Source organism: Ferruginivarius sediminum, assembly GCF_003344765.1.
Classification (GTDB): domain Bacteria; phylum Pseudomonadota; class Alphaproteobacteria; order Kiloniellales; family Rhodovibrionaceae; genus Ferruginivarius; species Ferruginivarius sediminum.
The window spans coordinates 73,018-97,554 of the sequence record NZ_QPMH01000004.1 but is presented as its reverse complement, the minus strand read 5'-3'; the positions used below and the strand labels follow the sequence as shown (position 1 = coordinate 97,554).

The 24,537-nt window shown below is 64.9% G+C and carries 23 protein-coding genes; 6 read left to right on the top strand and 17 right to left on the bottom strand.

Features of this window, described 5'->3' with window-relative positions; all coding sequences use genetic code 11:
• Window positions 1–115 precede the first annotated feature (115 nt).
• The 3 genes from ilvN (at window position 116) to rho (ending at window position 3,355) form a co-directional block, all read left to right on the top strand.
• The gene (gene ilvN, locus DRB17_RS05950; RefSeq protein ID WP_114581278.1) at window positions 116–649 is read left to right on the top strand and encodes an acetolactate synthase small subunit; all 534 of its coding nucleotides are present in this window, start codon (window positions 116–118) and stop codon (window positions 647–649) included.
• A 78-nt stretch (window positions 650–727) separates the two neighbouring features.
• A complete protein-coding gene (gene ilvC, locus DRB17_RS05945) occupies window positions 728–1,747 on the top strand; it encodes a ketol-acid reductoisomerase (RefSeq protein WP_114581277.1) in 1,020 nt (339 codons plus the stop codon).
• 357 nt (window positions 1,748–2,104) lie between these two features.
• Entirely contained in the window at window positions 2,105–3,355 is a 1,251-nt protein-coding gene (gene rho, locus DRB17_RS05940) for a transcription termination factor Rho (protein ID WP_114581276.1), read from the top strand.
• Window positions 3,356–3,388: 33 nt separating this feature from the next.
• Here the strand turns inward: rho and DRB17_RS05935 are convergent, their stop codons facing one another.
• A complete protein-coding gene (locus DRB17_RS05935) occupies window positions 3,389–3,757 on the bottom strand; it encodes an Hsp20/alpha crystallin family protein (RefSeq protein ID WP_114581275.1) in 369 nt (122 codons plus the stop codon).
• A gap of 430 nt (window positions 3,758–4,187) precedes the next feature.
• Between DRB17_RS05935 and DRB17_RS05930 the strand changes: the two genes are divergently transcribed.
• Entirely contained in the window at window positions 4,188–4,412 is a 225-nt protein-coding gene (locus DRB17_RS05930) for a hypothetical protein (protein WP_114581274.1), read from the top strand.
• 34 nt (window positions 4,413–4,446) lie between these two features.
• On the opposite strand, the gene DRB17_RS05925 is transcribed toward DRB17_RS05930, so the two are convergent.
• The 3 genes from DRB17_RS05925 to DRB17_RS05915 all read right to left on the bottom strand — a co-directional run bounded on the left by DRB17_RS05925 (window position 4,447) and on the right by DRB17_RS05915 (window position 9,505).
• Complete coding sequence (locus DRB17_RS05925) at window positions 4,447–5,565, bottom strand: CapA family protein (protein ID WP_114581273.1); 1,119 nt, start codon at window positions 5,563–5,565, stop codon at window positions 4,447–4,449.
• Between the two features lie 672 nt (window positions 5,566–6,237).
• A complete protein-coding gene (locus tag DRB17_RS05920; protein ID WP_114581272.1) occupies window positions 6,238–7,047 on the bottom strand; it encodes a universal stress protein in 810 nt (269 codons plus the stop codon).
• Between the two features lie 16 nt (window positions 7,048–7,063).
• The gene (locus DRB17_RS05915) at window positions 7,064–9,505 is read right to left on the bottom strand and encodes a Lon protease family protein (protein ID WP_114581271.1); all 2,442 of its coding nucleotides are present in this window, start codon (window positions 9,503–9,505) and stop codon (window positions 7,064–7,066) included.
• A gap of 107 nt (window positions 9,506–9,612) precedes the next feature.
• Here DRB17_RS05915 and DRB17_RS05910 point away from each other — a divergent pair, with 107 nt between their 5' ends.
• Window positions 9,613–10,701: a TRM11 family SAM-dependent methyltransferase gene (locus tag DRB17_RS05910; protein WP_114581270.1), complete on the top strand. Its 1,089-nt coding sequence runs from the start codon at window positions 9,613–9,615 to the stop codon at window positions 10,699–10,701.
• Window positions 10,702–10,710: 9 nt separating this feature from the next.
• Here the strand turns inward: DRB17_RS05910 and DRB17_RS05905 are convergent, their stop codons facing one another.
• From DRB17_RS05905 to DRB17_RS05845, 13 genes are all read right to left on the bottom strand, one after another.
• Entirely contained in the window at window positions 10,711–11,670 is a 960-nt protein-coding gene (locus DRB17_RS05905) for a type II secretion system F family protein (protein ID WP_114581269.1), read from the bottom strand.
• Complete coding sequence (locus DRB17_RS05900; protein WP_114581268.1) at window positions 11,667–12,653, bottom strand: type II secretion system F family protein; 987 nt, start codon at window positions 12,651–12,653, stop codon at window positions 11,667–11,669. The genes DRB17_RS05905 and DRB17_RS05900 overlap by 4 nt, the downstream gene beginning before the upstream one ends.
• Complete coding sequence (locus DRB17_RS05895; protein WP_338322689.1) at window positions 12,644–14,380, bottom strand: TadA family conjugal transfer-associated ATPase; 1,737 nt, start codon at window positions 14,378–14,380, stop codon at window positions 12,644–12,646. Before DRB17_RS05895 ends, DRB17_RS05900 begins: the two co-directional genes overlap by 10 nt.
• A gap of 12 nt (window positions 14,381–14,392) precedes the next feature.
• Window positions 14,393–15,628, bottom strand: a complete 1,236-nt coding sequence (locus DRB17_RS05890) for a CpaE/TadZ family protein (protein ID WP_114581267.1) — start codon at window positions 15,626–15,628, stop codon at window positions 14,393–14,395.
• A 6-nt stretch (window positions 15,629–15,634) separates the two neighbouring features.
• On the bottom strand, window positions 15,635–16,315 hold the full coding sequence (locus DRB17_RS05885) for a CpaD family pilus assembly lipoprotein (RefSeq protein ID WP_114581266.1): 681 nt from the start codon (window positions 16,313–16,315) through the stop codon (window positions 15,635–15,637).
• Between the two features lie 15 nt (window positions 16,316–16,330).
• Entirely contained in the window at window positions 16,331–17,704 is a 1,374-nt protein-coding gene (locus DRB17_RS05880) for a type II and III secretion system protein family protein (protein WP_114581265.1), read from the bottom strand.
• A 9-nt stretch (window positions 17,705–17,713) separates the two neighbouring features.
• Window positions 17,714–18,556, bottom strand: a complete 843-nt coding sequence (gene cpaB, locus DRB17_RS05875; protein WP_114581264.1) for a Flp pilus assembly protein CpaB — start codon at window positions 18,554–18,556, stop codon at window positions 17,714–17,716.
• 24 nt (window positions 18,557–18,580) lie between these two features.
• Entirely contained in the window at window positions 18,581–19,060 is a 480-nt protein-coding gene (locus tag DRB17_RS05870; RefSeq protein ID WP_114581263.1) for an A24 family peptidase, read from the bottom strand.
• A gap of 125 nt (window positions 19,061–19,185) precedes the next feature.
• On the bottom strand, window positions 19,186–19,374 hold the full coding sequence (locus DRB17_RS05865; protein ID WP_114581262.1) for a Flp family type IVb pilin: 189 nt from the start codon (window positions 19,372–19,374) through the stop codon (window positions 19,186–19,188).
• A 383-nt stretch (window positions 19,375–19,757) separates the two neighbouring features.
• Window positions 19,758–20,189: a GAF domain-containing protein gene (locus tag DRB17_RS05860; protein ID WP_114581261.1), complete on the bottom strand. Its 432-nt coding sequence runs from the start codon at window positions 20,187–20,189 to the stop codon at window positions 19,758–19,760.
• Window positions 20,186–21,571 (bottom strand): alkaline phosphatase family protein, encoded by a 1,386-nt coding sequence (locus DRB17_RS05855; RefSeq protein ID WP_114581260.1) that lies wholly within the window; start codon window positions 21,569–21,571, stop codon window positions 20,186–20,188. Before DRB17_RS05855 ends, DRB17_RS05860 begins: the two co-directional genes overlap by 4 nt.
• 10 nt (window positions 21,572–21,581) lie before the next feature.
• Window positions 21,582–22,037 (bottom strand): c-type cytochrome, encoded by a 456-nt coding sequence (locus DRB17_RS05850; RefSeq protein ID WP_114581259.1) that lies wholly within the window; start codon window positions 22,035–22,037, stop codon window positions 21,582–21,584.
• Between the two features lie 163 nt (window positions 22,038–22,200).
• Entirely contained in the window at window positions 22,201–23,613 is a 1,413-nt protein-coding gene (locus DRB17_RS05845) for a PQQ-dependent sugar dehydrogenase (RefSeq protein WP_114581471.1), read from the bottom strand.
• Between the two features lie 209 nt (window positions 23,614–23,822).
• Between DRB17_RS05845 and DRB17_RS05840 the strand changes: the two genes are divergently transcribed.
• Complete coding sequence (locus DRB17_RS05840) at window positions 23,823–24,470, top strand: tetratricopeptide repeat protein (RefSeq protein ID WP_114581258.1); 648 nt, start codon at window positions 23,823–23,825, stop codon at window positions 24,468–24,470.
• Window positions 24,471–24,537 lie beyond the last annotated feature (67 nt).

Below are 24,537 nucleotides of genomic sequence, written 5' to 3'. Positions count from 1 at the left end.
TGCGCGAAAGCGCTTTTTTGCGTTGACGCGGCCGTCCCGGCCCCTTTTCTCTCCCTTTCAACACTGGCCGGCCGCACCCCGCATGCCGGCCTGGCCATGACAGCGGGCATCGACTATGGCGAACTCACCGGAAGAACTGCGCGCCCAGACGCATACCGAGAAACGCACCATCGCCGTCCTGGTGGATAACGAACCGGGCGTCCTGGCGCGCGTCATCGGCCTGTTTTCCGGGCGCGGCTATAACATCGAAAGCCTGACCGTGACCGAGGTCGATCCGGAGAACCGGCTGTCGCGGATCACCGTGGTCACAAGCGGCACGCCGATGATCCTGGAGCAGATCAAGGCGCAGCTCGGCCGCCTTGTGCCGGTGCACAAGGTCTCCGACCTCACCCGGATCGGCCCGTACGTCGAGCGAGAGCTGGCGCTGGTGAAGGTCTTCGGCGCCGGGGAGAAGCGTGTCGAATCGCTGCGCATCGCCGATATCTTCAAGGCCAAGGTGGTCGATGCCAGCCACGAGCACTTCGTCTTCGAGATGACCGGCAAGACCGACAAGCTCGACGCCTTCATCCAGCTCATGCGCCCGCTAGGCCTCGTGGATGTCTCCCGCACCGGCGTGGTGGCAATACAGCGCGGGGCGAAGGGGCTCTAGAACTGGAGCGGAAAAGCCGCCGCGGCTGCCAGCGGCCGACGGCGCAGGGACAAACAAAGCCAATAGGGGAACCACCTGATGCGAGTCTATTACGATCGCGACGCCGACGTGAACCTGATCAAGGGCAAGAAGGTCGCCGTCGTCGGCTATGGCAGCCAGGGCCATGCCCATGCCAACAATCTGAAGGAAAGCGGCGCCGACCAGGTGCGTGTCGCCCTGCGGCCCGGCTCCAAGACGGCCGAGAAGGTGAAGAACGCCGGCCTGGAGGTCGCCACCCCCGACGACGCCGCCAAGTGGGCCGACGTGGTCATGGTGCTGACCCCGGATGAGTTGCAGGCCGACCTGTACCGCGACCATCTGGCGCCGAACATGCGCGAGAACGCCGCGCTGGCCTTCGCACACGGCTTCAACATCCACTTCAAGCTGATCGAGCCGCGCCCGGACCTGGACGTCTTCATGGTGGCGCCGAAGGGCCCCGGCCATCTGGTGCGTAGCGAGTACAGCCGCGGCGCGGGCGTGCCCTCGCTGCTGGCCATTGAGCAGAACGCCAGCGGCAACGCGCACGAGATCGGCCTCAGCTATGCCTGTGCCATCGGCTCCGGCCGGGCGGGCGTCATCGAGACGACCTTCCGCGAGGAGTGCGAGACCGACCTCTTCGGTGAGCAGGCGGTGCTTTGCGGCGGCCTGTCGGCGCTGGTCGCCGCCGGCTACGAGACGCTGGTCGAGGCCGGCTACGCGCCCGAGATGGCCTACTTCGAGTGCCTGCACGAGGTGAAGCTGATCGTCGACCTGATGTACGAGGGCGGCCTTCAGAACGTGCGCTACTCGATCTCCAACACGGCCGAATACGGCGACTACCAGAGCGGCAAGCGCATCGTCTCCCCGCAAGTGAAGGCGGAGATGAAGAAGGTGCTGGAGGAGATCCAGTCCGGCGAATTCGCCCGCAACTGGGTGCTGGAGTGCCAGGCCGGGCAGCCGAACTTCAAGGCCGAGCGCCGCCGCTGGGCCGAGCACGACATCGAGCAGGTCGGCGAGAAGCTGCGCGGCATGATGCCGTGGCTGGCCGAGGGCAAGCTGGTCGACAAGACGAAGAACTAAGGCTTTGGCGAGCCCCCTTCCCGCCCGGCGGCGAAGGGGGCTCCCGCCGGCCGCGGCAAACGCGCGTTCGGCCTCCGATTCGCGGGCCGTTCAACGCCCGGCACGAACCTGTAGCCGGGTGGGCTTCCTTCCCGCGGTTCCCCCGCTTTGCCGCGCTAGACGCGTTTTCTTGTCTCGGCCACTCTTCACGCCGAATTTGCACAAGCGCATATAAAGGCTTGCGTTTTCCGGCAACGACCGGCAAAACTTAAGCAGTCGGCAACTCATCCTGACTCCAATCCAAGAACACGACATTCCCGGCCCCCGACGCCGGCCGTCCGTTTTGTTTCCCACGGCAATCTGCGACAGCGACAGTCCATGAACCTGCAAGACCTGAAGGCCAAATCGCCGGCAGACCTCCTCGCGTATGCGGAAGAGCTGGATATCGAGAACGCAAGCGCCCTGCGCAAGCAGGAGATGATGTTCGCGATCCTGGAAAAGCTCGCGCAACAGGACATCTCGATCTACGGCTCCGGCGTGCTCGAGATCATGCAGGACGGCTTCGGCTTCCTGCGCTCGCCGGAGAGTAACTACCTTCCGGGCCCCGACGACATCTATGTCAGCCCCTCGCAGATTCGCCGCTTCGGCCTGAGGACCGGCGACACCGTCGAAGGGGAGATCAGGTCGCCGAACAAGGGCGAGCGGTATTTCGCGCTGCTGAAAGTCAACGCCGTCAACTTCGACCAGCCGGAGCAGCTTCGCCATCGCATCAACTTCGACAACCTGACGCCGCTTTACCCGCAGGAGAAGCTGCACCTGGAGATGTCCGGCCAGAAGGACGTCACCAACCGGGTGATCGACCTGGTGGCCCCACTGGGCAAGGGACAGCGCGCGCTGATCGTGTCGCCGCCGCGCGCCGGCAAGACCATGATCCTACAGAACCTGGCGCGCGCTATCGAGACCAACCACCCGGAATGCTACCTGATCGTCCTGCTGATCGACGAGCGGCCGGAGGAGGTCACCGACATGGCCCGCTCGGTGAAGGGCGAGGTTGTCTCCTCCACCTTCGACGAGCCGGCGCAGCGTCACGTGCAGGTGACCGAGATGGTGCTGCAAAAGGCGCGCCGGCTTGTCGAGGCGAAGAAGGATGTCGTCATCCTGCTGGACTCGATCACGCGCCTGGGCCGGGCCTACAACACCGTCGTCCCGTCTTCCGGCAAGGTGCTTACCGGTGGCGTGGACGCGAACGCCCTGCAGCGGCCCAAGCGTTTCTTCGGCGCCGCGCGTAACATCGAGGAAGGCGGCTCCCTCACCATTATCGGCACCGCGCTGGTCGACACCGGCAGCCGAATGGACGAGGTCATATTCGAGGAGTTCAAGGGCACCGGCAACTCCGAGATCGTCCTCGACCGCAAGCTCGCTGACAAGCGCACATTCCCGGCAATCAACGTCGGCCCGTCCGGCACCCGCCGCGAGGAACTGCTGATCAGCGACAACCGGCTGAACAAGATGGTTGTGCTGCGCCGTATCCTGCAGCCGATGGGCTCGATGGACGCGATGGAGTTCCTGCTGGATAAGCTGCGGAAAACGAAGAACAACGACGAGTTCTTCGAGATGATGAACCAGTAACCCTAACCGGACTGGATCGGAAACGGCGGCGATTCAGGCTCCGCGCACCGGGATTCGAACCACCTTGGCCTTGCCGCTTCCCGTTTTGGGCAGGCGAACCCGTAGTTCACCTTCCACGAACACCGCATCAATACCGTTTTCATCGATCTGCTGGGCGAACGTCAGGGCCCGCTGGAATGTGCCCCACGCCCGTTCCCGATGGTAGACGTCGTCGGGCTCGTCCGGATGTGGTTTCTTTTCCCCCGATATGATCAGTGTGTTGCCAGAGAAGTCGATCGCCAGATCCTCGGCGCGCACCCCCGGCAACTCGGCGGTCACGTGATAGCAGCCGCCGTCCTCCGCGATATCGACCTTGGGGCGGAATTCGCCAAAGGTGTACTGGCGCGGCGTCGGCCCCCTCATCTTCCTCCCCTCCCCCTCGATGCTCGCGAGCCGGTGGTCCGGTCGGGCGCCCCGTAAAAAGGCCCCCGCGAACCTGATGAGGTCATCGCGGGGGCCGGGTATGGCGGTCACCGGGTGTCGCAGCGTCGTGATCCGCCGGCTCCGCACACTTGGGGGCGCAAGGGGGGACTGCGGAGCCAAAACTATTTAAACGCACAGTCCCCCCCGACGCTAGAGCAAGAATGGCTTACCCCTTCCGGGTAAGTCCTCCTCCAGTCTTTAGGGGCGGGATCGGATAACTTATTGTCGATTGTATAACATTCCGTGCTTATTTCGGATACTACAATCAATTCATTGTTGTGAAACATGCGAGAACCCGTAGAGTACCTATTACGCACAGTTGGCGGAACGAAAACAACGCGAATATAGGCGTGCTGAGGGGGAATACGAAATGGCATACGCGGAGCGGGCATACGCTTTCGACACCCTGGACCTTGAACAGGCGCCACAAAGCGATTGCGAGGCGCTGAATCGACTTGCCAGCGACCAGCGCGAGACGGTTGCCCAGCACTGTCCGGCCTGCGGCGGCGAAGGAGGCCGTTGTCTGGTGGAGATGATGGAAGAACTTGTGGTGGCCGAATCCGTACCCGACAAGGGTACCGACCGGCTTATGTGATCCCAGCCCCCTCCTGCCTGGAGCTGTGCGGCTGTCACGACCACCGCAGCGATAAGCGGTGGCCGTCCCCTTCGTCCACACCAACGCCAAACCGCGCGCATTCCCGACGAAGCGTTTCCCGAAGCCATTCGAAATCCGTTTCGTCCGGGTACCCGAGTCGAAACCGGCGCATCCTGAGCGGAGTCAGCTTGCACGTCGCAAGCCCCCCGCCGTCACGACGCATGACCGGGAAGTACATGCATGTCAGGTCGTCGCGGAATGTCGCCCCGATGCCCTCGATGCCCTCGTAGTCGTTCAGGAAATCGCCGCAGCCATAGAAGATCGGGCGGTTACGATACACCTCGATGCCCTTGACGTGATGGGAGGAGTGGCCGTGAACCACGTCCGTGCCGACTTCGTCTATGAGGGCATGGGCGAAGCCTCGCTGCGCGTCCGGAATATCGAAGTCGAAGTTGCCACCCCAGTGCAGCGAGACGACGACAAAATCTTCCGGCCGCCTGGAAGCACGCACGTCCGCCCTGACCCGGCCAAGAGCGGCATCGTCCAGGGCCGGCAGGAAGTTCATGCCCGGCCGATCCGCCCGGGCCGCCCACCAGCCCGGAACCCCGCTGCTCGGCAGGGCATAGGCGAACGTCAGCACACGGCCACCTCCTGCAAGGGGGATCTCCGCCGGCTTCGACGCCTGGCCGCTGTCCATGCCGGCCCCCGCCGCCCTCAGTCCGGCCCCCCGCAGCGTGCTCAAGGTTTCCTCAAGCCCGCAGCGCCCCCAATCCAGCACGTGATTATTCGCCAGCACGCAGCAGTCCAGCCGCGCGGCCGTCAGCACGCCGACATTCGCCGGGTTCATGCGATAGTTGATACCCTTGTCGTCCCAGTCCTCGCAGCGGGTTACAGCGGTTTCCAGGTTGACGATCCTGGCATCGGGGTCGACACGGACCAGTTCATCCAGCGCCATACCCCAGACGTAGGCGAAGCCGACCGGGCGCTCGATAGGCCCGCAATGCGCTTCCGCGAGGCGCAGATAATCGAGGGCGGAATGGACGTACGGCTCGTGCAGATCGGGCCGGGCCGGATGCGGCAGAATCTGGTCGATTCCCCGCCCCGTCATAATGTCGCCGCACAGGAACAGCGTGATCGTATCGCGATGAGCCATCCAAGGCCCTCCGTCCAGGGTTGGGGGCAAGAGTGCCCCTTCACCGCTTAAACGCACGCCACGCCACTTGGGTCTGTCGGGCGGCGGTTTGGGCGGCGCAGACATCCTCAAGCACTCGTGATATTTTCCGCCGGCCGCCTCACGCGCCGGCTAGTGTGACGTGAAAATAATTGATTGGATTGCATCTTGACTTGCACCGTGCGGCGCCCGGTGCTAGGGGTATTACAACGTTAGATCGCAGCCAGGTTGAGGTGGTCTAGCAAAATGTAACTTCCGGCCTTCGGGCCAAATATCCTTGTGGGGAGGATATTTGATGTTTTGCCTTAGCCATCCGCTGGCAGCCGGTGTGTTGTCGAGTCGCTGTCTGTATGGTTTTTCCCGGTCCGGGAGTTCTATGACGTTCTAAACAGCCGGAATTGCGCGGCTTGCAAGAGAGTCCGGCCGTTATTGCGCCGGCTATTGTTGCAGGACGTGCGATCAGCCCGGTGCCGCACCCGACATTCACGAAACCCACCCGCAGGCCCCCAAGGGCGCGACCCACAATCCTTCCTTGAGTTGCCTGCCACAAAGGTGAAAATTTCGTGTATCAAGGTGCGGCACCGGTGTCTGGCTGCCGCAATGGCGGAAAGCCGACCCCGCTACAATCGGACAGCGATTTTAACCTACTACGCATCAACTGCGAATGACAAGGACTGGTCCTTCCAGCACGTCCAACAGGGCGTCAAGGTCCGTCCCGCCTTCGCCGCCGCCCGCGGGCACCACGGACAGTCCAGGCGAGCGACCGCTCAGAGCCAGGTTCAGCGCGTGTCGATCGTTCGGATTGACGACCTGCATCGCCGCGTTGAGCTTCCGCTCCTGAAGCCACGCCATGGCCTGTTTCTTGAGACGGTCGGCCGTTTCCGTGTCGTCCGCCAGAACGGCGACCGCCAACGGCCGCGCGAACACCGCCGAAAGCTCCCGCGCCGCCTCAAGCACGTCCTCACCACCGGCATAGAACGCCGTCACCCGAACCGGCAGCTCCGCGTCCGGGCCCAAGACCAGGACGGGCACATGGCACTCGGCCACCGCCCGGCGCGCAGTGCGCCCCAGACGCGCCGGTCCACCGCGATTGCTGCGGCCCAGCACGACAAGCTCGGCGCCACCGGCGGCGGCGATGACATGCTCGCCAGGCCCGCCGCGCTCGGTCCGGAAGCTCCAGGGAAGCTCCCAGCGCACCGCGAGCCTTTCCAACTCCTGCTGCAATTCGCTGGCGCGGCTGCGCAAGGCACGCTCCATCGCATGGGGTTCGAGCGCCTGCCAGCCGCCGCCGCTGGGCGAGAACACCTTGGTGAACGGCAGATTGGCAGCGTTCAGGAACTCGGTTTCCTCGACGTAAAGGCCGATAAGTTCCGCCTTTCGCCCTGCGGCCAGCCGCGCCGCCACATCCAGCAAGCGCGCGCCCAGCTCTCGGCTGTCGATCGCAACCAGGATACGTCGTGCCATTTCAGGCGCCCTCCATTCAATCCTGGCCCTGCTGGCCCCGCCCGCCGGTTATCGGCAGGCCGAAATCGCGGCGCTTGTCGGCCAGCGCATCGAGCCGCGCCTGCACCCGGCCGTTAACCGTATCGGTCGGAAACCGGCCTTCGCTGTCCGCCTCGCCCGCCGGTTCGCCGGTGAACAGCTCCAACGCTTCGTCCACGCTGGCGACGGCGTAGATATGGAACTTCCCCTGTGCGACCGCATCCAGAACGCGCTTGTGCAGCATCAGGTGCTTGACGTTGGATTGAGGCACCACGACGCCCTGACGCCCGGTCAACCCGCGCGCCTCGCAGGTATCGAAAAAGCCCTCGATCTTCTCGTTGACACCGCCAATCGGCTGCACGCGTCCGTGCTGGTTGACCGAGCCGGTCACGGCCAGATCCTGGCGCAGCGGCTGCCCGCCGACGGCCGAGAGCAGCGTGAGAAGCTCCGCGAGCGAGGCGCTGTCGCCCTCAACCCCGGAATATGACTGCTCGAACACCAGGCTGGCCGACAGCGACAGCGGCCGCTCCCGCGCGAAACGTTCCGAGAGGAAGCCGCTGAGGATCAGCACGCCTTTCGAGTGGATCGGCCCGCCAAGCTCGACCTCGCGCTCGATATCGACGACGTTGCCCCGGCCCAGCCCGGCGCGCGCCGTCACCCGCGTCGGCCGACCGAACGAGAAGCCGCCCAGGATGAGCACGGTCAGCGCGTTGATCTGCCCCACGGCGGTCGCGTCGGTGTCGATCAGTATGGTACCGCGAGTAATCTCCTCCTGCATACGCTCGCGCACCCGGCCTAGGCGGCGCTCCCTGGCGGCGATGGCGGCCTCGACCTCACCCGCCCCGATTGGATTGCTGCCGTTGACACGAGCCTGGTAGTCGGCTTCGCGCAAGAGGTCGGCGATACCCTCCACGTGCATCGACAGCTTGGCGCGGTCACCCGCCAGCCGTGCGGCGTGCGCCAGCACCCGGGCCACACCGTCGGCCGAGAACGGGGCAAGCTCGTTCTTGCGCACCAGCGTCGCGATCATGCGCGCATAGAGCGCGCGGCTCTCTTCCGTCAGATCGGTGTGCTCGTCGAAGTCGGCCGCGACCTTGAACAGGTCCTGGAATTCGGGATCCAATTCGCTGAGCAGGTAGTAGAGCCTGCGCTCGCCCACGACCACGACCTTGAGGTCGAGGGGAATCGGCTCGGGCTCCAGCGATACCGTGGCGAACAGGCCCAGCGCCTGATACGGCGATTCGATGCGGATCTCCCGCGCCCGCAACGCGCGCTTCAGGCCTTCCCAGGCCATCGGCTTGGTCAGCAGCTTCAGCGCGTCCACCACCAGGTAGCCGCCGTTCGCGCGATGCAGCGCGCCTGGCCGAATCAGGTGGAAGTCCGTGGTCAACGCGCCCATCTCCGAGCGGTGCTCGATGCGGCCGATCAGCCGCTCGAAAGCCGGGTCGTCCTCGTAGACGACGGGCGCCTGCTCGAGTGCCGAATTATCGACCAGCAGGTTCACCTGATAACGCCGCATAAGCTGCTCGGCCTGCTGACCGATGACGGCCGCCGGCCCCATCTGCGGCCCGCCCTGCTGTTGCTGCTGCGCGGCGGCGAGAATGGTGCCGACGTTGTCGATGATGTCGCTTCGAACCCGCTCAAGATGGGACTGCACGCTTTCCAGGGGGTCGTACTTGCGCTTCAGTGCCTCAATCAGATGGCCCACCGCGTAAGACGCCGTGTGCTCGTTCAGCTCGCGCACCTTTTCGCGCGTTTGCTTCACCCAGTCCGGCGTGTGGCGTAGCGCCTCCTGCAGGCGCTCCTGCAGCCGCTCGATCTCTTCGCGGATGCGGTTCTGCTCGTCCTCGGGAAGCTCGTGGAAGTCCTCGCCGGACATCACCTGGTTATTGCGCGCCGGCGCGAAGGCGAAGCCCATCGGCGTGCGCTGCAAGGCAATGCCTCTTTCGCTGGCTTCCTCCTCCACCTCCGAGATGGCTTGCTCGTGCTTCTCCTTCAGCTCCTGCTCGATCATCTGGCGGCGCGTGCGGTACTCGTCGGTCTCGAAGGCGGCGCGCAACGCATCGGAGAGTTCATGGACAAGCTGCTCGGTATCCTCTTTGAACGCGCTTCCACGGCCCGCCGGCAGCTTGATGACGTAAGGTTTGTAGGGTTCGTCGAAGTTATTGACGTAGCAGAGGTCCGGAGGCACGTCGTGCTTTGCAGCCTCGGCCTCCAGATGATGGCGGACGATGCTGTGCTTGTGCAGGCCCTCCGGCCCCAGGGCGTAGATGTTGTAACCCGCGCGCGGCATGCCGATGCCGAAGTGGAGCGCCTCGATGGCGCGGTCCTGGCCAATCATGCCGGTCAGGTCGTCCAGTTCATCCGTGGTGGTAAAGCCCATCTCGCCGGGCTCGCAGCGCCAGTGCAGATCCTTGGGCTTCAGCGGCTCCCCGCCCATGCTTGGTCTCCTTTATCGTTCCTCGCACACCTTCATTAAGACGACGCGGCAGCTATTCGCGTTGCCCCGGCTTGCCAGGCGCCCGGAAATCTGCCACAGCCCCCGGCATGTCCAAACCCCGCGCCAAGGCAAAGGCCGCCACCGCCCGCAAGACCGCCCCGACCCGTCAAGCCCGCAAGGCAACGGCCGTCCAGGGCGAATCCTGGGTGCTGCGCTGCGCCCCCGGCCTGGCCCGCGTGCTGCAGGCGGAACTGCGCTTCGACAAGCTATTACGCCACGGCGACAGGGCCGATGCATTGTGGCAACGCAATCATGACCTGCTGTTTCTGCCGCGTCTGCAGCGGGCGCCTAAGCCGGATGATCTGCGCATCGCGGAAGAGGTCCATCGCTGCCTGATCTATGGCCGGTACAAGATCTCGGACAGCCAGATCGACCGTCTGGCGCAGCAGCTTCGCAACGAGGGCATACGCCGGCGTATCGTGGTGACAGCCGAGGGACGCCACTTCAATCGCCATGACCTTGGCCGCTGGCTCGGCAAGGAACTCACCCGCCGGGGCGTGCGCCTTGACGAGGCCGCGGAGAAGCCGCTCTTCGTCTTCTGCATAGAGCAGGTGTACTACGTCTGCCGGCCGGCGCGGCTTGCCGCCGAAGCCAGCGGCCGCGCCGAGCGGAAGGAAGAGCGCGAGGGCAGCCTGCCGCCCACGATCGCCGCCGCCATGGCCTTCCTGGCGAGACCGGACCCAGGCGACGTCATCCTCGACCCCGTCTGCGGCAGCGGCACGTTGCTGGCCGAGACGGCGGCCTATGCACCCCACGCCACCTTCCACGGCGTCGACATGGATCCGAAGGCGGTGAAGACGGCCAGGCGGAACCTTGCGCAGATCGACCAGGCACATATCGCCCAAGGTGATGGGCGGACCTGCGAGCTGCCGGACGACGACATCAGCCTCGTACTGGCCAACTTGCCGTTCGGCAAGCAGTTCGGCGACCCGGTCGAAAACCGCGCGCTCTATCGAGACCTGCTGTCCGAGATGCGGCGACTGGCCAAGCCCGACGGCTTTCGCGCGGTGCTCCTGGCCGGTGACGCCGAAATGCTGGCAGATGCCGCCAAGGCCGCCGGCTTCAGGGAGGAGCGCCGCGTTCCCGTTCGTGTCAGGGGTGAGCCAGCGACGATCTTCGTCCTGTTGGCCAGTTGATCCGACCGGCTAGAACCCGCTCATGGCGTCGCCGACATCGAGGATGGCCGAGCCTATGAGAACGATGAAAAGCGCCGGCAGGATGAACATGATCAGCGGCACGGTCATGATCGCCGGCAGCCGAGCGGCCTTCTCTTCGGCCCGTAGCATACGCTCGCTGCGCATCTCGGCGGAGAGCACACGCAGCGCCTGGGCCAGTGGCGTACCGAACTTCTCGGTCTGGAACAGTGTGTTGACCAGGGCCTGAATGGCCTTGAGGTCCACACGCTTGGCAAGATTCTCCAGGGCCTGCCGGCGGTCCGGCATGAACCGCAGCTCCAGGATCGTGAGGCCCAATTCGTCGGCAAGCTGGCGGCTGGCGGGCGCGATCTCGCGCGCCACGCGGCTCAGCGCGGCATCCAGGCTGAGCCCCGCCTCCGCGCAAATGACCAGAAGGTCCAAAGCGTCGGGCAGCGCCTTGCGCATGCTGTTGTTGCGCTTTTGTGTCTGGTTCCTGACAACCAGCTCGGGCAGGTAACTCCCGATCAGGCCGGCCGCGATGACGATGCCAAGACGCATTATCATCGGCAGTCCGTAATCTTTCACGCCAAAGAGAAACGCCAGCGCAACGAGAGCCAGTAGAAGCGGTAGCGAAAGCTTGGCGAACAGATAGAGCGTCACCGCATCGCGCGAGCGCCAGCCCGCGCGGGCCATCTTCTCGGCCAACGCCTGCCCCTGCCGGTCCTTGACGACATTGAACTTCTGTACGACGCGCCTGATCAGCGCCATCACGTCGTCGTTGGAGCCCGCGCCGCCACGACGCGGCCGCCCCTGCTGGCTGCGCGCGGCGACCGAGCGGATACGCGCCAGACGCTCCTGCCGTCCCGCGGCACCGACCGTGGCGGCAAATACGACACCGAAAATGCTGAAGCCGACTGCGAACGAGATCAGCGCAATGGGGCTCTGCGCGAATGCGATCAACTCGGTCATATCTCGAACCGCACCATTTTGAACATGACGAAGGCGCCGAACATCTCACTGGCAAGCGCACCGCCCAGCATCCAGTGGCCGCGCGGATCCTCGAACAGCCGTCCGATGTATTCGGCGTTCAGAAGGAACATCAGGCCCAGCATGATGAATGGCAGGGCGCCGACGATATAGGCACTGGCCCGCGCCTCCGAGGACAGGGCCTTCACCTTGAGCCGCATCTGCTGACGCTGGCGCAGCAGGCTTGAGAGGTTGCGCAGGGTTTCCGTCAGATTACCGCCGCTTTCCCGCTGCACGCCGACGCTGATAGCCAGGAAGTTGAACTCCGGAATGTCGAGGCGCTCGGCAACGCTCCATAGGGCTTCCTCGATCGCGCGGCCGAAGCGGATATTATCGGCAATATTGCGGAACTCCTGCCCGACCGGTCCCTCGAAGTCCTGACCGACGTTGTCGATCATCTCAGTGACCGGCAAACCCGATTTCAGACCGCGCACCATGACATCGATCGCGTCCGGCAATTCCAGAAGGAAGCGGTTCACGCGCCGGGCCGCCAGAATGCCGATGGTGATCCTGGGCAGCAGCCAGCCGATGAACAGACCGCCCGCCACCACCAGCCAGATCGGCCCCTTCAGCACGATGAAGAGCGCCAGGGCGGCAACCGCCGCAACGGCGGCGGAAAGTGTGAGATAGCGCGATATCGAGATGTCGTATCCGGTCCGGCTGAGCTTGGCGCTGAGCGATCGATGGCCTGGGATGGCCTTGCGCAGCAACTGTACAAACAGCCCGCCGCCGTCCTCATCGCGCCGCAGGCTCGCCTGCGCCTTGTTCATGGCACCCGCGGGCGCTTTGTGTCCGGCCGCCCGTTCCAGGCGTCGCTTGCGCTGGCGGTCGCCGCCGAACAGGACCATCAGCAGGCCGGTCAGGCCGAAGACCACAAGCACGCCCATGAAGACGGCGACCATCGCCAGTTCGGGTGTTACCGGCATCCCATTGCCTCCAGGAGCTGATCGCCGAGGCCGAAGTACTCGGCCCTCGGCGAGAAGTTCGGGCGCAGGCCGGTCGAATGGAACGTACCGATCAGCTTGCCGTCGCTGCCCTCCCCTTCAAATTCGAAGTGGAACAGATCCTGCGTTGTGATGACATCGCCTTCCATGCCGATCACCTCGCTGACCTTGCCGACGCGGCGCATACCATCGCGCATCCGGCTGATCTGCACGATGAGATTGATGGCATCCGAGATCTGCGTTCGCACGGCCGCCGGCGGCAGCTTGAAGCCCGACATCGCCACCATGTTCTCCAGGCGGGTCAGCGCCTCGCGCGGGGAGTTGGCGTGCAGCGTACACATCGAGCCGTCGTGGCCGGTGTTCATGGCCTGCAGCATGTCCAGCGCCTCGGCGCCGCGCACCTCGCCCAGGATGATCCGGTCGGGGCGCATGCGCAGCGCGTTCTTGACGAGATCGCGCATGGTGATCTCACCCAGGCCTTCCAGGCTGGGCGGACGGGTCTCCAGGCGCACCACGTGCGGCTGCTGGAGTTGCAGCTCGGCGGCGTCCTCGATGGTCACGATGCGCTCGCCATGATCGATCAATCGCGACATGGCGTTCAGCAAAGTCGTCTTACCGGAACCGGTGCCGCCCGAGATCAGGATGTTAAGGCGGCAGCGCGAGGCGATCTTGAGGACGGAGGCGACGGCTTCGGAGATGTTGTTCTGCCGCGCCATCACGTCGAGCGTGATCTTCTTCTTCGCGAACTTGCGGATGGAGATCGAGGTGCCGTCGATCGCCAGCGGCGGTGCGATGATGTTGACGCGACTGCCGTCCTCCAGGCGCGCGTCGACGAGCGGCGTGGATTCGTCGATACGCCGGCCGACGCGGGTCACGATCCGCGTGGCGATGTTCATGACATGCGCATTGTCGCGGAACTCGACGTCGGTCAGGTCCAGCTTGCCCGCGCGCTCGACATACACCTGCTTGGGGCCGTTCACCATGATGTCGGTGACGCTCTCGTCCGCCAGCAGCGGCTCCAGCGGGCCGAGACCCAGCATGTCGTTGACCAGCAGCCGCACGAGCTGCTTGTGCTCGGAGCGGTTCAGCTGGATACGCTGCTCCACCAGGACCTCGGCGACGATCTCGCCGATCTGGCGCTCCAGCTCGTCCGGCTCCAGGCTGGCGGCCACGGAGACGTCGATACGCTCCATGATGATCGGCTGCACCGTGGTCTTGGCGGTAACGATGCGGTTCCGCCGGCCGCGACCGCCATCGGCCTCGCCCGCAACCGGCTGGTTCTCGCCGTCGTCCGGCGCCGATCCGTCCGACGGCGCCTGCACCCCATTCGCACCGCCCGTGCCGTTCGTCGCTCCCTGCTGCGGCGGGGCCGTGGCTCTCCGCGCCTCCATCGCAAGTTGGTTGAGCACGGACGTGACGAGATTGCGCTGGGACAGCATGTCCAGCGCCCGGCCCTCGGCAACGAGCACCTCGTCCAGGCATCCACCCACGGTCTGCGCCAGCGCGCGCCTGGACATCCGGGCGATATCCTCGATGGCGATACGCTCGCGCACCTTGGCCACGACGCGCTCATCGAGCGTATCGCCAGTGCCGGAGGGGATCGGCGCCTCCTGGTCGCCCGACGCTGCCTCGGCGGGCGCATCCACGGCACCGTCAGGCGCCTGGGAGGCGTCCTCCAGCGGTTCCTGAGCGTGGTACCCGTCGTCCACCGGCAAACTCCGTTAAGCCTTCTTCTTCGCCTTGCGGGAGAAGCTGAACAGGCTCTTCCTGCGCCGCCTTGGCTCGCCGACGAGGTCGACGGTCAGCGCGCGCATGTCTTTCAGCAACTTGCCGTTCTTCACGCTTTCGCCCAGCGGCTTGCCCTGCATCGCGGCCTTGGCCATGGAATCGGAATCCAGGGTGATCTGGCGGCCCATGTCGCCTTCCAGTTCGCGCGCGAACTCGGACGCCTCGATCTGGCCCTTGAGGGCCTTGCCGACCCGGTTGGTGACGACGTGCGTGCGAACCTTCCCGCCCTGCGCCTTCAGGAAGCGCAGCAGCCGGTTGCTGTCTCGCAGGCCGGCAAGCGTCAGGTCGCTGACCACGACGACATCCGTCACCTGTTCCAGCACATCGGGATGGCTTGCCAACAGGCTTCGCGGCACGTCGAGGATCAGAAGGTCGGAGCGCTCCCGCAAACTCTCCAGCAGCTTGGGAACGGCCTGCCCCACGACGTGCGGCGCGTCGTCCACCGGCTCTTCGCTGGCCAGCACGCTGAGCCGCTCGCCGATGCTGGTCATCGCGCGCGAGAGAAACAGCTCGTCGACCCGGTCCGGATCCTCCAAAGCCTCACGCAGGCCCGGGCCTGCCTCGACATCGAAGCTGAGCGCGAGCGTGCCGAACTGTAGATCCAGATCGATCAACCCGACGCGGCGTTCGCGTTCCTCGGCGATCATCCACGCGATGTTGGCGGCCAGGGTGGTCGCGCCGACCCCGCCGCGCGCACCGACAAAGGCGATGCAGCGCCCGCGCCTGGCCGGCGTCGGCGCCTGTCCGGTCGCGCCCGCCTGCTCGATCCGCTTGACCGCCTCGTCCAGTGCCTCCGCCGTCACGGGCTTGACCAGGTAGTCGGCCGCGCCGGCTTCCAGCATCTGGCGGAACAGGCCGACGTCGTTCTGCGTGCCGACCGCCAGTACCCGCGCCTCGCCCGCCAGTTCGGACAGGCCGTCAAGGGCCTGCGCGGGCTCGGAGGCGTCGGAGACATCGATCAGCATGATCTCCGGCGCGGCCACGACGCCGAGCTGGCGCAGTGCCGCGGCCATGCCGCCATGCTGCACCTCGCCCTTGGGCCAGCCGCGGCGCCCGGCAAGAGCGACGGCGGCTGAATGGGTTTCATCGTCGCAGACGAAGGCGGCGAATGCCTCGCGCGGCTCTTCGTCCAGCTCCGAATACAGTGTCTGATCCTCTGCGACGCTCATGGCCGATCACTCCTCGTGACCCCAGGGTTTACGCTCCTCGAATTCGATTTCGCCCTCTTTTCCGAACCAGATCTCGTCCGGCTCCACGCCACTGCGATACCTTTCGACGGTCCACGCATGACGCTCGGCATCCGCCGGTGCCAGGTCGCGGCCGCGAAGAAGGTCGCGGGGGTTTGCGACCATCAGACCCAGATTGCGGGTCGTCGCGCAGCCGAAATTGCTTGTCGGCAGGTTGTAGTAATCGCCGATCCGCGTTCGGGAGTGGTCCGGGCAGTCCGGGGGGATCGCATGATAGCTCGCCACGCGGACCAGCACATCGCCGCCCGTCTCCGGCCGGGGATCGAGAAGTGGATCCTCCGGACGCGGGCGGAAGCCCATGCCACGCAGCAGGCGCAGGATGACCCGGCGACGCTGCTGTGCCAGGGGACCGTCAGTCGCGGTGACCACCACGGTGGCATCCCGGTCGGCGCCTGTTTCCTGCAGGAAGCGGCGTAGGGCCTCGCGCTCGCCCGCAGTCGGTTCGCTGGAATTGCCGGCGAAATCGACCAGGTGGCGATACAGCATCCGTTCGACCTGCACGCGGTTCTTTTGCGGCGCCACCTCGGTCGGCGGCGGTTTGTCGAGGCCGCAGCCGGCGACCGCGATGGCGATGGCCGCACTGAGAATCCCGGTGGGAATGCGTTTCATGGCGACGGCTCTCCTCTATTCCAGCATGAACCCGACGGGACCCGCGAGCTTACGCCCGCCCAGCTTCTCCTCGGCCGCCAGGCGCTTGGCCGAGCTCTCGCCGTACATCCGGCCGAACAGGATCCGCTCCATGTCGTTCGGCGGCGTCAGGCCGTCCGTCGGCAACGCCATTTCCTTCGAGGACGTCGGCTCGACGATGTAAGGGGTGACAATGATTGCCAGTTCCGTCTCGCCCTGCTGGAAGGAATCCGAGCGGAACAGCGCACCCAGGACAGGGAGGTCTCCCAGGCCGGGCAGCCTGTCGATGTCGTGGCTGCTCGTCTTCTGCAGAAGGCCGGCGATGGCAAAGCTTTGGCCGCTTGCCAGTTCCACAGTCGTCGAGACCCGGCGGGTGTTGAGCGCCGGGATACGGATGCCGCTGGTGCCCAGCGCAACGCCGTCGGTGAAATTGAGCTCACTGACCTCAGGCGCGACAGCAAGGCTGATCCGGCCATCGCCCAGGATGACCGGCGTAATCGCCAGACGTACGCCGAATTCTTTGAATTCGACCGTGATCCCGTCGTCGTCCTGGTCCACGGGGATTGGAAACTCGCCACCGGCGAGGAACGCCGCTTGCTCACCCGACATGGCGGTCAGGTTCGGCTCGGCCAGGATCGAGACCAAGCCCTCTTGCGAAAGCACGTCCAGGATCGTCTCGGTCGAGAAGTCGCCGTTATTGATATCGAACAGCGTTGCATACGAACCAATTTGCCCGGTCAGGCTGCCACCGGCGAAAGACAGGATATCGCCTCCGCCAAGGTCCGCCGTAAGATTCTGCCAGCGCACACCGAAATCCTTGCTGAGGGTGCGCGAGACCTCGGCGACGCGGACGCGGATATTGACCTGGGTCGGCCCCGTCACCTGCAGCCGGTTGATGATGTTGCCTTCTTCGGCAAACTGCAGCGCGATGCGGCGTGCGTTCTCCGCGGCCTCGGCCGAGGGAACGGTCCCGCGCAGCACGAGCGCGCCGTTCACCGCTTCCACCTCGATGGGCTGCGCCGGATCGATGGAACTGAGCGCGTCGCGCAGACCAGTCAGGTTATGGCGCACACGCACACGCTCGCTGACTACGACGTTGTCATTGCCGTCGACAGCGAACAACGTGGTCTCGCCCACCTTCTTGCCGAACACATAGACAAGCTTGGGCGATTTCACCTGGACGTCCGCAACTTCCGGATCGGCCACGAATACACTGGCAAGATTGCGCTGCAGGCGAACCAGAACGCCCTTGTTCCGCTCCAGCTCGACGGTCTGATCGCCGGTGCCGACGACATCCAGCGCCCGCGCCGCGGGAGCCGCGACGAGAACCGCCAGGACCGTCAGGCAGATGAGGCTGATTCGGCGCATCATCCATGTCTCCTAGAAGCTGAGCTCTTCGGTCTCGCCGCCGCGCACCACCTTCACCTTCGGACCGGTGGCCCGGCGGCGCGGCGTGCCGACGACGGCGCTGATCTCGCTGTCGACCGTGAAAGTCAGGCCCTTCGTGTCGGGCTCGCCGTCGCGCGCCACGGGGCGAAGGACGAGCGAGAGGTTGCCAAGTTGCTTGGCGAGCGACACCTTCTCGGCCTGCTTGGGCGTCACCTCGACCGTGGCGGTCTTGGCCACGATCCGCTTACCGTCCTGATCGTCGGTGCGCTGGTCGAGTGCGAGAACGCGGATGTCGTGCAGCACCGTTTCGCTGGCCTGACGCTTCGATCCGGTGGTGCTTTGCTCTTTGTCGACGGTGTGCGTCAGGACGATGTCGACGCGGTCGCCGGGAAACACCAGCCCCGAAATCCCGGACGTCGCGTTCACCGGGACGGAGATCGCCCGCTTGCCGGGCGTTAGCATCGCCGCCAGGAAACCGCGGTCGCCTGGACGGACGATGCGCATCTCGGTCAAGGGCTCGCCACGCGCGAGGGATTGCCGGACCACGGCACCCTCGACCTTATGGTCGGGGTTCGCCTGCTTGACGATGTAGGTGTCGGTGACACCCTCCTCAGGCCACGGCTGCCAGCGCAAGTGGCTCTTGTTCAGGATGGTTCCGGCCGCGAGGTCGCTGGCGGCAACCAGGACCTTGGTGCTCAGTTCCCTTGGCTCCGGCTCGGGCGTTGGCTTCGCCATGGCCTCCCGCTCGGAGCGCAGGTAGGTCTGCGTCATGTACGCCGCGCCGCCGGCAACCACCAGCGAAAGCACGATCAGTACGAGGAAACGTAGGCGCATTTCATAACCTCCCGCCCGCTGCGATCACCCGGCTAACAGGCGATGTGCGACCCACAGGCCGCCGGCGGCGAAAGCAACCCCGTAAGGGACGCTGTCCGCCTCGCCGCCGGTCTGCAGGCCAGGTACTGTCAGTGCGACATAGGGGCGAACGATGTACACCAGCGCCAGCGCCCCACCGGCCAGCGCCGAGATCAGAAGGAATGACAGGCCGTAAGCCGATCCCGCCCACAACATGCTGGCCGTGGCGAGTTTGACGTCGCCGCCGCCGACCCAGCCCCGGGCGAAAAGCACCGTCCCGACGGCCAGCACGGCAAAAGCCAGCGTGGGAACCTCCCACCAAGCCCCCGGCATGCCGCCGGTGAGCCAACCCAATGGTGCAAGCAACGCAATGGCGCCGGTGACGTAGTTCGGTATGCGCCGCGCCCACACATCCTGCCCCGCCGCCCAGACAAGAGCGACTGCGAACAGGATGATTGGAAGTGCAAGCTGCGGGTCGACGCTCATGCCTTCGTTCCTTCGAAGGGCCCGACGCGGGCGGGGCACGGTTGGCGGTGTAACCACCGGCCAACCGCACCCGCCCCCGCGCTAGGCACTTAGGCCACCGCAGGTACGGTGGCTTGAGGATGCCCTTAGATATTCCCGGCCTCAGTACTGAGTTTGGTACCAACGCCCGAGAAGATGCTGCTCAGGCCGCCTTCAAGGGTCGACAGAGCGCCGATGATGGCCACAGCGATCAACGCGGCAATCAGGCCGTACTCGATGGCCGTCGCACCGCTCTCGTCGCGATAAAGGTTCTGGATAACGTTCGTGAACTTCATGATTGCTCTCCTCATTCCACGGGGGTGGATGCGAGAAGTTCAACCTGTTCATGTAAATAAAAAGTTAAACGCGCAAATTCTTTTTCCCATAAACAAAATAAAAAATGTCTGGCAACTCCAATCTTTGACAATGAAACATTTGCTAAAATATCACCAAACTAGGCACACCCGATGTGGCGAGATTCACGTACCGGAGGCTTCCCGCTCAGTGAGCCCGCCAGATATGTCATTCATGTCAGTATGTTAAGCTTGTATTTCCTAACATAACAATGGATTGCCAGCTTCGGCGAACGCAGCGCCCCCTGCATACCTCTTTTGGATTAAGGGCTGAATTCATAAAGTATTGAATGCAATTTATTTTAAATTTTAGATTTAATTATTTGTTATCCATGATTTTCAGACAGCGCCACGAACTCGCGCCCCGCCGCCAGCAGCCGGTCCACCTCGTCCTGGGTGAAAGTGCGCTCGTAGACGTTCCCGATTCCCAGCGCGCCCACCACGCGCTCGCCATCGAAGACCGGGACCACGATCGCCCCCTTGAGGCCCGTCAGGCGCGCGCCCGGGCGGACATCGCCGCTGTCGTCGGTTTGGATGTTGCAGGCATCCACCGGCGCGGCACGCTCGACGGCGAGGCCGGCCATTCCCTTGCCGACGGGGATGATGCGGATGGTTTCAAGCACCGATGCGGGCATCTCGGGTGCATAGGCCGTCAGATGCAGCATGCCGTCGCTACCCAGAACATGCAGCGTGCCGCCGTCGGCGCCGAATTCCGCGACGATCGATTTCAGCCGGCCGGTGGCGTCGTCCTCGCTCATCCTTCGTCTCCATCGAAAATGTGGCGCAGGATCAGATCCTTGACGCCGGTGGCGGCGACATGTCCCTCGGGAACCAGGTCGGGCCGGGAGGACAGGAAGAGCGGCCCTGCCTGCGGGTCGTCCGTAATGCGGCCGTGCGAGCCCTTTACCAGCGTGGCGTCCAGCGGGATCACGTCCATCAGGGTGCGCAAGCCCAGCTTCTTCTTCAGCAGGCGCCAGCCGACGCTCAGCTTCGCGGACGGCAGCTTCGGATCGAAGAACAACTCCACCGGATCGAACCCGGGCTTGCGGTGGATGTCCACCGTCGGCGCAAAGTCCGGACAGCGGTTGTCATCCAGCCAGTAGTAGTAAGTGAACCACGCGTCCTGCCGCGCCAGCGCCACGAGATTGCCCGAGCGTGCATGGTCGAGCCCGTGATCGCGCTTCCCGGCCTCGTCCAGCACGTGCTCCACGCCGTCCAGCGACTGCAACAGGTCGCGCACCGCCGGCACGTCGCCGGCATGCTTCACGTAGACATGCGCGATCTGGTGGTCCGCGACGGCAAAGGCTCGTGAGGCGCCGGGGTCGAGAAGCTCGCGCCCCAATTCCTCGCGGACTCGGATGAAGCCGGCCTCGCGCAGTGCGCGGTTGATGTGCACCGGCTTGTCGACCGGCGTGATGCCGTATTCCGAGAGGACGACGACCTGCATGTCCTCGCGCTCGGCCCGCTCCAGAAGCGGCGCGACGGCGTCGTCGACTTCCTTCAGGTCCCTGGCGAGGTCCGGGTGGTCGGGCCCAAGTCGTTGCAGGTTATAGTCCAGATGCGGAATGTAGACGAGCGACAGCGTGGGCGAGTAATTGTCGAGTACATCCAGTGCGCAATTGACGATCCACTCGCTCGCCGCGATGTCGGTCGCCGGCCCCCAGAAGCGGAACAGCGGGAACAGGCCGAACTTGCGGGTCAGCGCGTCGCGCAACTCCGGCGGTTCGGCATAGCAGTCAGGAATCTTTCGGCCGTCGGCCGGGTACATCGGCCGCGGCGTCACGCCGATGTCCGCACCCGAGTACATGTTGTACCACCAGAACAGGTTGGCGCAGGTGAAAGACGGGTCGCGCCGGCGCGCCGCGTCCCAAAGCTTCTCACCCTGGACCAGATGGTTCGACTGCCGCCAGAACCAGATCTGTGCAAGGTCGTGAAAGTACCAGCCGTTGGCGACGATGCCGTGACCGCCGGGCGCCTCTCCGGTCAGGAAGGTGGACTGCACGGTCGTGGTCACCGCCGGCGTCACGGTGTCCAGCGGCCGCAGCGCCCCCTTGCGCGCCAAGGCGGACAGGTTGGGCGTGTTCTCCCCAAGCAGGGACGGCGTCAGGCCGACGATGTCGATGACGATGGTGCGGCGCATGGACAGCCGCTCACTCGACGCCGGCCTGCGCGCGGAGTTCCTCGATATAGGCCAGCACCTTCAGGATCTCGTCCTGGCCGAGCCGCCCATTGAAGGCTTGCATCGCGCCGGCCCCGCCCGCGTAGACGATCGCGAACCGCCCGCGCATGCTGGCCGTCGACTCGTACCGCCAATCCTTGTCCAGGAAGCTGGGGCCGATGCGGCCTGACCCGTCGGGCATATGGCAGGCCTGGCAGTACTGGCTGTAGACTTTCTTGCCCTCCTTGAGCGCCTCGGCATCGTCGACGAAGGGGTTCTCGCCCGTGCGGTGAAAGGCCTTCACCGCGTCGCTGAGCCCTTCGCCGGACGTCGGGATATCCAGCGGCGATCCGTCGAGGACGTGGCGGTAGGTGTAATCGCCGGCATTGGCGGCGGTCGTTATGCTGCCGGCAAGCACGGCGGCGGCAAGCGCATGCGCGAGCTTCATCGCGGTTGCGACTCCATGTTCTTTTCGGGGTGCCACATTGGCGTTGGCGGACGGCAGGTGGCAAGGGCTCTGCGCGCCCAGGCCGTCGATTCCAGAGCGGGTTGCGGGAAAGCCGGCCGGCCGCAGGCGGCGCAAGAGCACAGCCCGGCCGGCCGGTCCTCTCCTACTGCTTCGTGCGGGCGACCTCGGCGCCTTCCGGCACCTCGTCGCGCGGCATGACGCGCCAGAGCGTGCCTGGCGGGTTCGCCTCCGGGCCCTGGTCGGCGAGGTAGAAGTTGTTGGCGGTCACGGCCATCACATAGCCGTCCTCGTCCAGGCCGCCGGCGGTGAACTGCAGACCGGTCTGCAGCAGTTCCTGGAACTGCCACGTCTCGTTGTCGCCGTCCCAGCCGAGGCCCCACAGACGGCCGGAGCACCAGTCGCCGACGAGATAGGCACCGTCCATCCCGCCATAACGCGCAACACCCAGGCCCTGCGCGGAGCAGCCCCAGTTTTCGTCAAGCTGGTCGGCGCCGGGGTACGGGGTCTGGTGCGGATACTGCGCGACCGGCAGCACGCCGACCGTCGGACACTCGGTATCGGGTCCGGTCAGCGGATGGCACTGACCGGCGCCCATGTCCGGCCAGCCATAGTACTCCCCGCCCTTGCTGTCGGCGGGCTGCCAGATGATCTCTTCCCAGTGGTTCTGGCCGACATCGGCGATGAACAGGTCGCCGGTCTCGGGGTCGAAGGCAAACTCATAGGGATTACGCACGCCATAGGCCCAGATCGCCGGGTCCGCCTTGGTGCGGATCTCGGCGAACTGCTCCTCGGTGATGCCGAAGAGATTCATCAGCCGCTCGTCCGAAGCGTGGGCGAAAGGGTTGCTCTCCGGGATGGCGTAGGCGCCATTCTCGGTATCGACATCGATGCGAAGCATCTTCGCCAGCTTCGTCGACAGGTCCTTGCCGGCCTGCAGCGGGTCGCCTTCCCAGCCGCCGTCGCCACTGCCGATATAGAGGTAGCCGTCGGGACCGAACTCGATCTGGCCGCCGTTGTGGTTATACCACGGCTGTTCGATACGCATGATGACCTTGGAGGTCTCGTTCGCACGTTCTGCGCTCACGACGTCCGGACTGTCCGGGTCGACGGTGAAGCGGACGATCATGCCGTCGCCGTTGAATGGCAGCGAGGCATAGTGGACGAAGAAGTGGCCGTTCTCCTCGAAGTTGGGGTGGAAGGCCACGGCATAGAGCCCCTGCTCCACGAACCCGGTCTGAACGATGCTGCCCAGCGGGTTCAGCTTCGTGAGGTCGAGGAAGGGGTCCTCGTTCACGCTGCCGTCCTCGTTGACGATCTTGATGCGGCCGACGCGCTCGACGACGAACAGACGCCCGCTGCCGTCGCCGGCGTTCGCCACGTTCACCGGGTCGGCAAAGCCATCGGCGACCTTGACGAGCGCGACCTTGGGGTTGCCGGGCAGCGTGCCGCCCGGTTGCGCGACTTCATCGACGGTTTGCGGCACCTGCTGCGCCGCCACGGGCAACGCAAGAAGCGTCGCCACCGCGAAAGCGGCGATCGGTCGTCCTAGTCTCATGATCATGACCTCCCCATTCAGGCTGCCTTTGCAAAAGGCGTTGCCGTGGTTCTTCGCGAGTCTTTCCCACCGCTTGCCCCACGGCGGACGCCGCCTATTTCAACACTCAACGCCCCTATGAGGAAGGGCCCATTTGGCGAGCGTTGACCTCAATCGTGCGAAAGTTTGTTATACATATAGCGTTTATTTGTCTGTCGGCGGTTTCGACCATGGGTAGTCTTACAGCCGCCGCTGGCGGTGGTGCCGCGTATGCGGCCGTACCCGAGAGCGAAACGCCTGACCGCCTGTGCGGGTTCCAGGATTGCGGAACGCTGTGCCGATGCCGCTTCGACCAGTGGTACGCGGACATTCGCCTTCGCTATGGCTATGGCATGACGGCGGACCCTGAAGCCGCGCTATATTGGTACAGGAAGGCGGCCGAAGCCGGCGACCGGCGGGCCGCCTTCAACCTGGGACTGATGCTCCGCGACGGCACGGCTGGCAAGCCGCAGCCGGAAACATCCCTCACCCTGCTACGCCAGGCCGCGGAGGCCGGCATTCCTGAAGCCGATCTGGCTCTGGGCAACGGCTATCGCCTTGGTCTTTTCGGAGCGGTCGACACCTCGGTCGCGCTGGCCCACTACCGGGCGGCGGCGGAAGCCGGTCTCGTTCCCGCCCAGCATGCGCTCGCGAACATGCTGGCCGATGGACTTGGCATCCGGCGCGACCTGGAAAGCGCTTATACCTGGTGGCGGATCGCCGCATGGAAGGGTGCCACGCTTTCCGCCGATGCGCTCAGCCGTGTGGACTGGTTGATCGCCCCAAAGGTTCGCCGACGGGCCATCCTGCGCGCCGAAGCTTGGCTGGCGCGCCACTGAGATCTACCTGAACCTTCCTGCCCGGGTGGCAAGAAAAGGTTCTACACGTCTTTCGCATACAATTTTT

Excerpts from the sequence above, each read along its gene's own strand:
- DRB17_RS05885 (WP_114581266.1), bottom strand. The coding sequence starts at position 16,315 with ATGAAACGCATTCCCACCGGGATTCTCAGTGCGGCCATCGCCATCGCG.
- DRB17_RS05845 (WP_114581471.1), bottom strand. The coding sequence starts at position 23,613 with ATGAGACTAGGACGACCGATCGCCGCTTTCGCGGTGGCGACGCTTCTT.
- ilvN (WP_114581278.1), top strand. The coding sequence starts at position 116 with ATGGCGAACTCACCGGAAGAACTGCGCGCCCAGACGCATACCGAGAAA.
- DRB17_RS05920 (WP_114581272.1), bottom strand. The coding sequence starts at position 7,047 with ATGGCACGACGTATCCTGGTTGCGATCGACAGCCGAGAGCTGGGCGCG.
- DRB17_RS05860 (WP_114581261.1), bottom strand. The coding sequence starts at position 20,189 with ATGAGCGAGGACGACGCCACCGGCCGGCTGAAATCGATCGTCGCGGAA.
- DRB17_RS05930 (WP_114581274.1), top strand. The coding sequence starts at position 4,188 with ATGGCATACGCGGAGCGGGCATACGCTTTCGACACCCTGGACCTTGAA.
- ilvC (WP_114581277.1), top strand. The coding sequence starts at position 728 with ATGCGAGTCTATTACGATCGCGACGCCGACGTGAACCTGATCAAGGGC.
- DRB17_RS05905 (WP_114581269.1), bottom strand. The coding sequence starts at position 11,670 with ATGACCGAGTTGATCGCATTCGCGCAGAGCCCCATTGCGCTGATCTCG.
- DRB17_RS05850 (WP_114581259.1), bottom strand. The coding sequence starts at position 22,037 with ATGAAGCTCGCGCATGCGCTTGCCGCCGCCGTGCTTGCCGGCAGCATA.
- DRB17_RS05840 (WP_114581258.1), top strand. The coding sequence starts at position 23,823 with ATGGGTAGTCTTACAGCCGCCGCTGGCGGTGGTGCCGCGTATGCGGCC.
- DRB17_RS05900 (WP_114581268.1), bottom strand. The coding sequence starts at position 12,653 with ATGCCGGTAACACCCGAACTGGCGATGGTCGCCGTCTTCATGGGCGTG.
- DRB17_RS05890 (WP_114581267.1), bottom strand. The coding sequence starts at position 15,628 with ATGAGCGTCGCAGAGGATCAGACACTGTATTCGGAGCTGGACGAAGAG.
- DRB17_RS05925 (WP_114581273.1), bottom strand. The coding sequence starts at position 5,565 with ATGGCTCATCGCGATACGATCACGCTGTTCCTGTGCGGCGACATTATG.
- DRB17_RS05865 (WP_114581262.1), bottom strand. The coding sequence starts at position 19,374 with ATGAAGTTCACGAACGTTATCCAGAACCTTTATCGCGACGAGAGCGGT.
- cpaB (WP_114581264.1), bottom strand. The coding sequence starts at position 18,556 with ATGCGCCTACGTTTCCTCGTACTGATCGTGCTTTCGCTGGTGGTTGCC.
- DRB17_RS05880 (WP_114581265.1), bottom strand. The coding sequence starts at position 17,704 with ATGATGCGCCGAATCAGCCTCATCTGCCTGACGGTCCTGGCGGTTCTC.
- DRB17_RS05855 (WP_114581260.1), bottom strand. The coding sequence starts at position 21,571 with ATGCGCCGCACCATCGTCATCGACATCGTCGGCCTGACGCCGTCCCTG.
- DRB17_RS05910 (WP_114581270.1), top strand. The coding sequence starts at position 9,613 with ATGTCCAAACCCCGCGCCAAGGCAAAGGCCGCCACCGCCCGCAAGACC.
- DRB17_RS05935 (WP_114581275.1), bottom strand. The coding sequence starts at position 3,757 with ATGAGGGGGCCGACGCCGCGCCAGTACACCTTTGGCGAATTCCGCCCC.
- rho (WP_114581276.1), top strand. The coding sequence starts at position 2,105 with ATGAACCTGCAAGACCTGAAGGCCAAATCGCCGGCAGACCTCCTCGCG.
- DRB17_RS05870 (WP_114581263.1), bottom strand. The coding sequence starts at position 19,060 with ATGAGCGTCGACCCGCAGCTTGCACTTCCAATCATCCTGTTCGCAGTC.
- DRB17_RS05915 (WP_114581271.1), bottom strand. The coding sequence starts at position 9,505 with ATGGGCGGGGAGCCGCTGAAGCCCAAGGATCTGCACTGGCGCTGCGAG.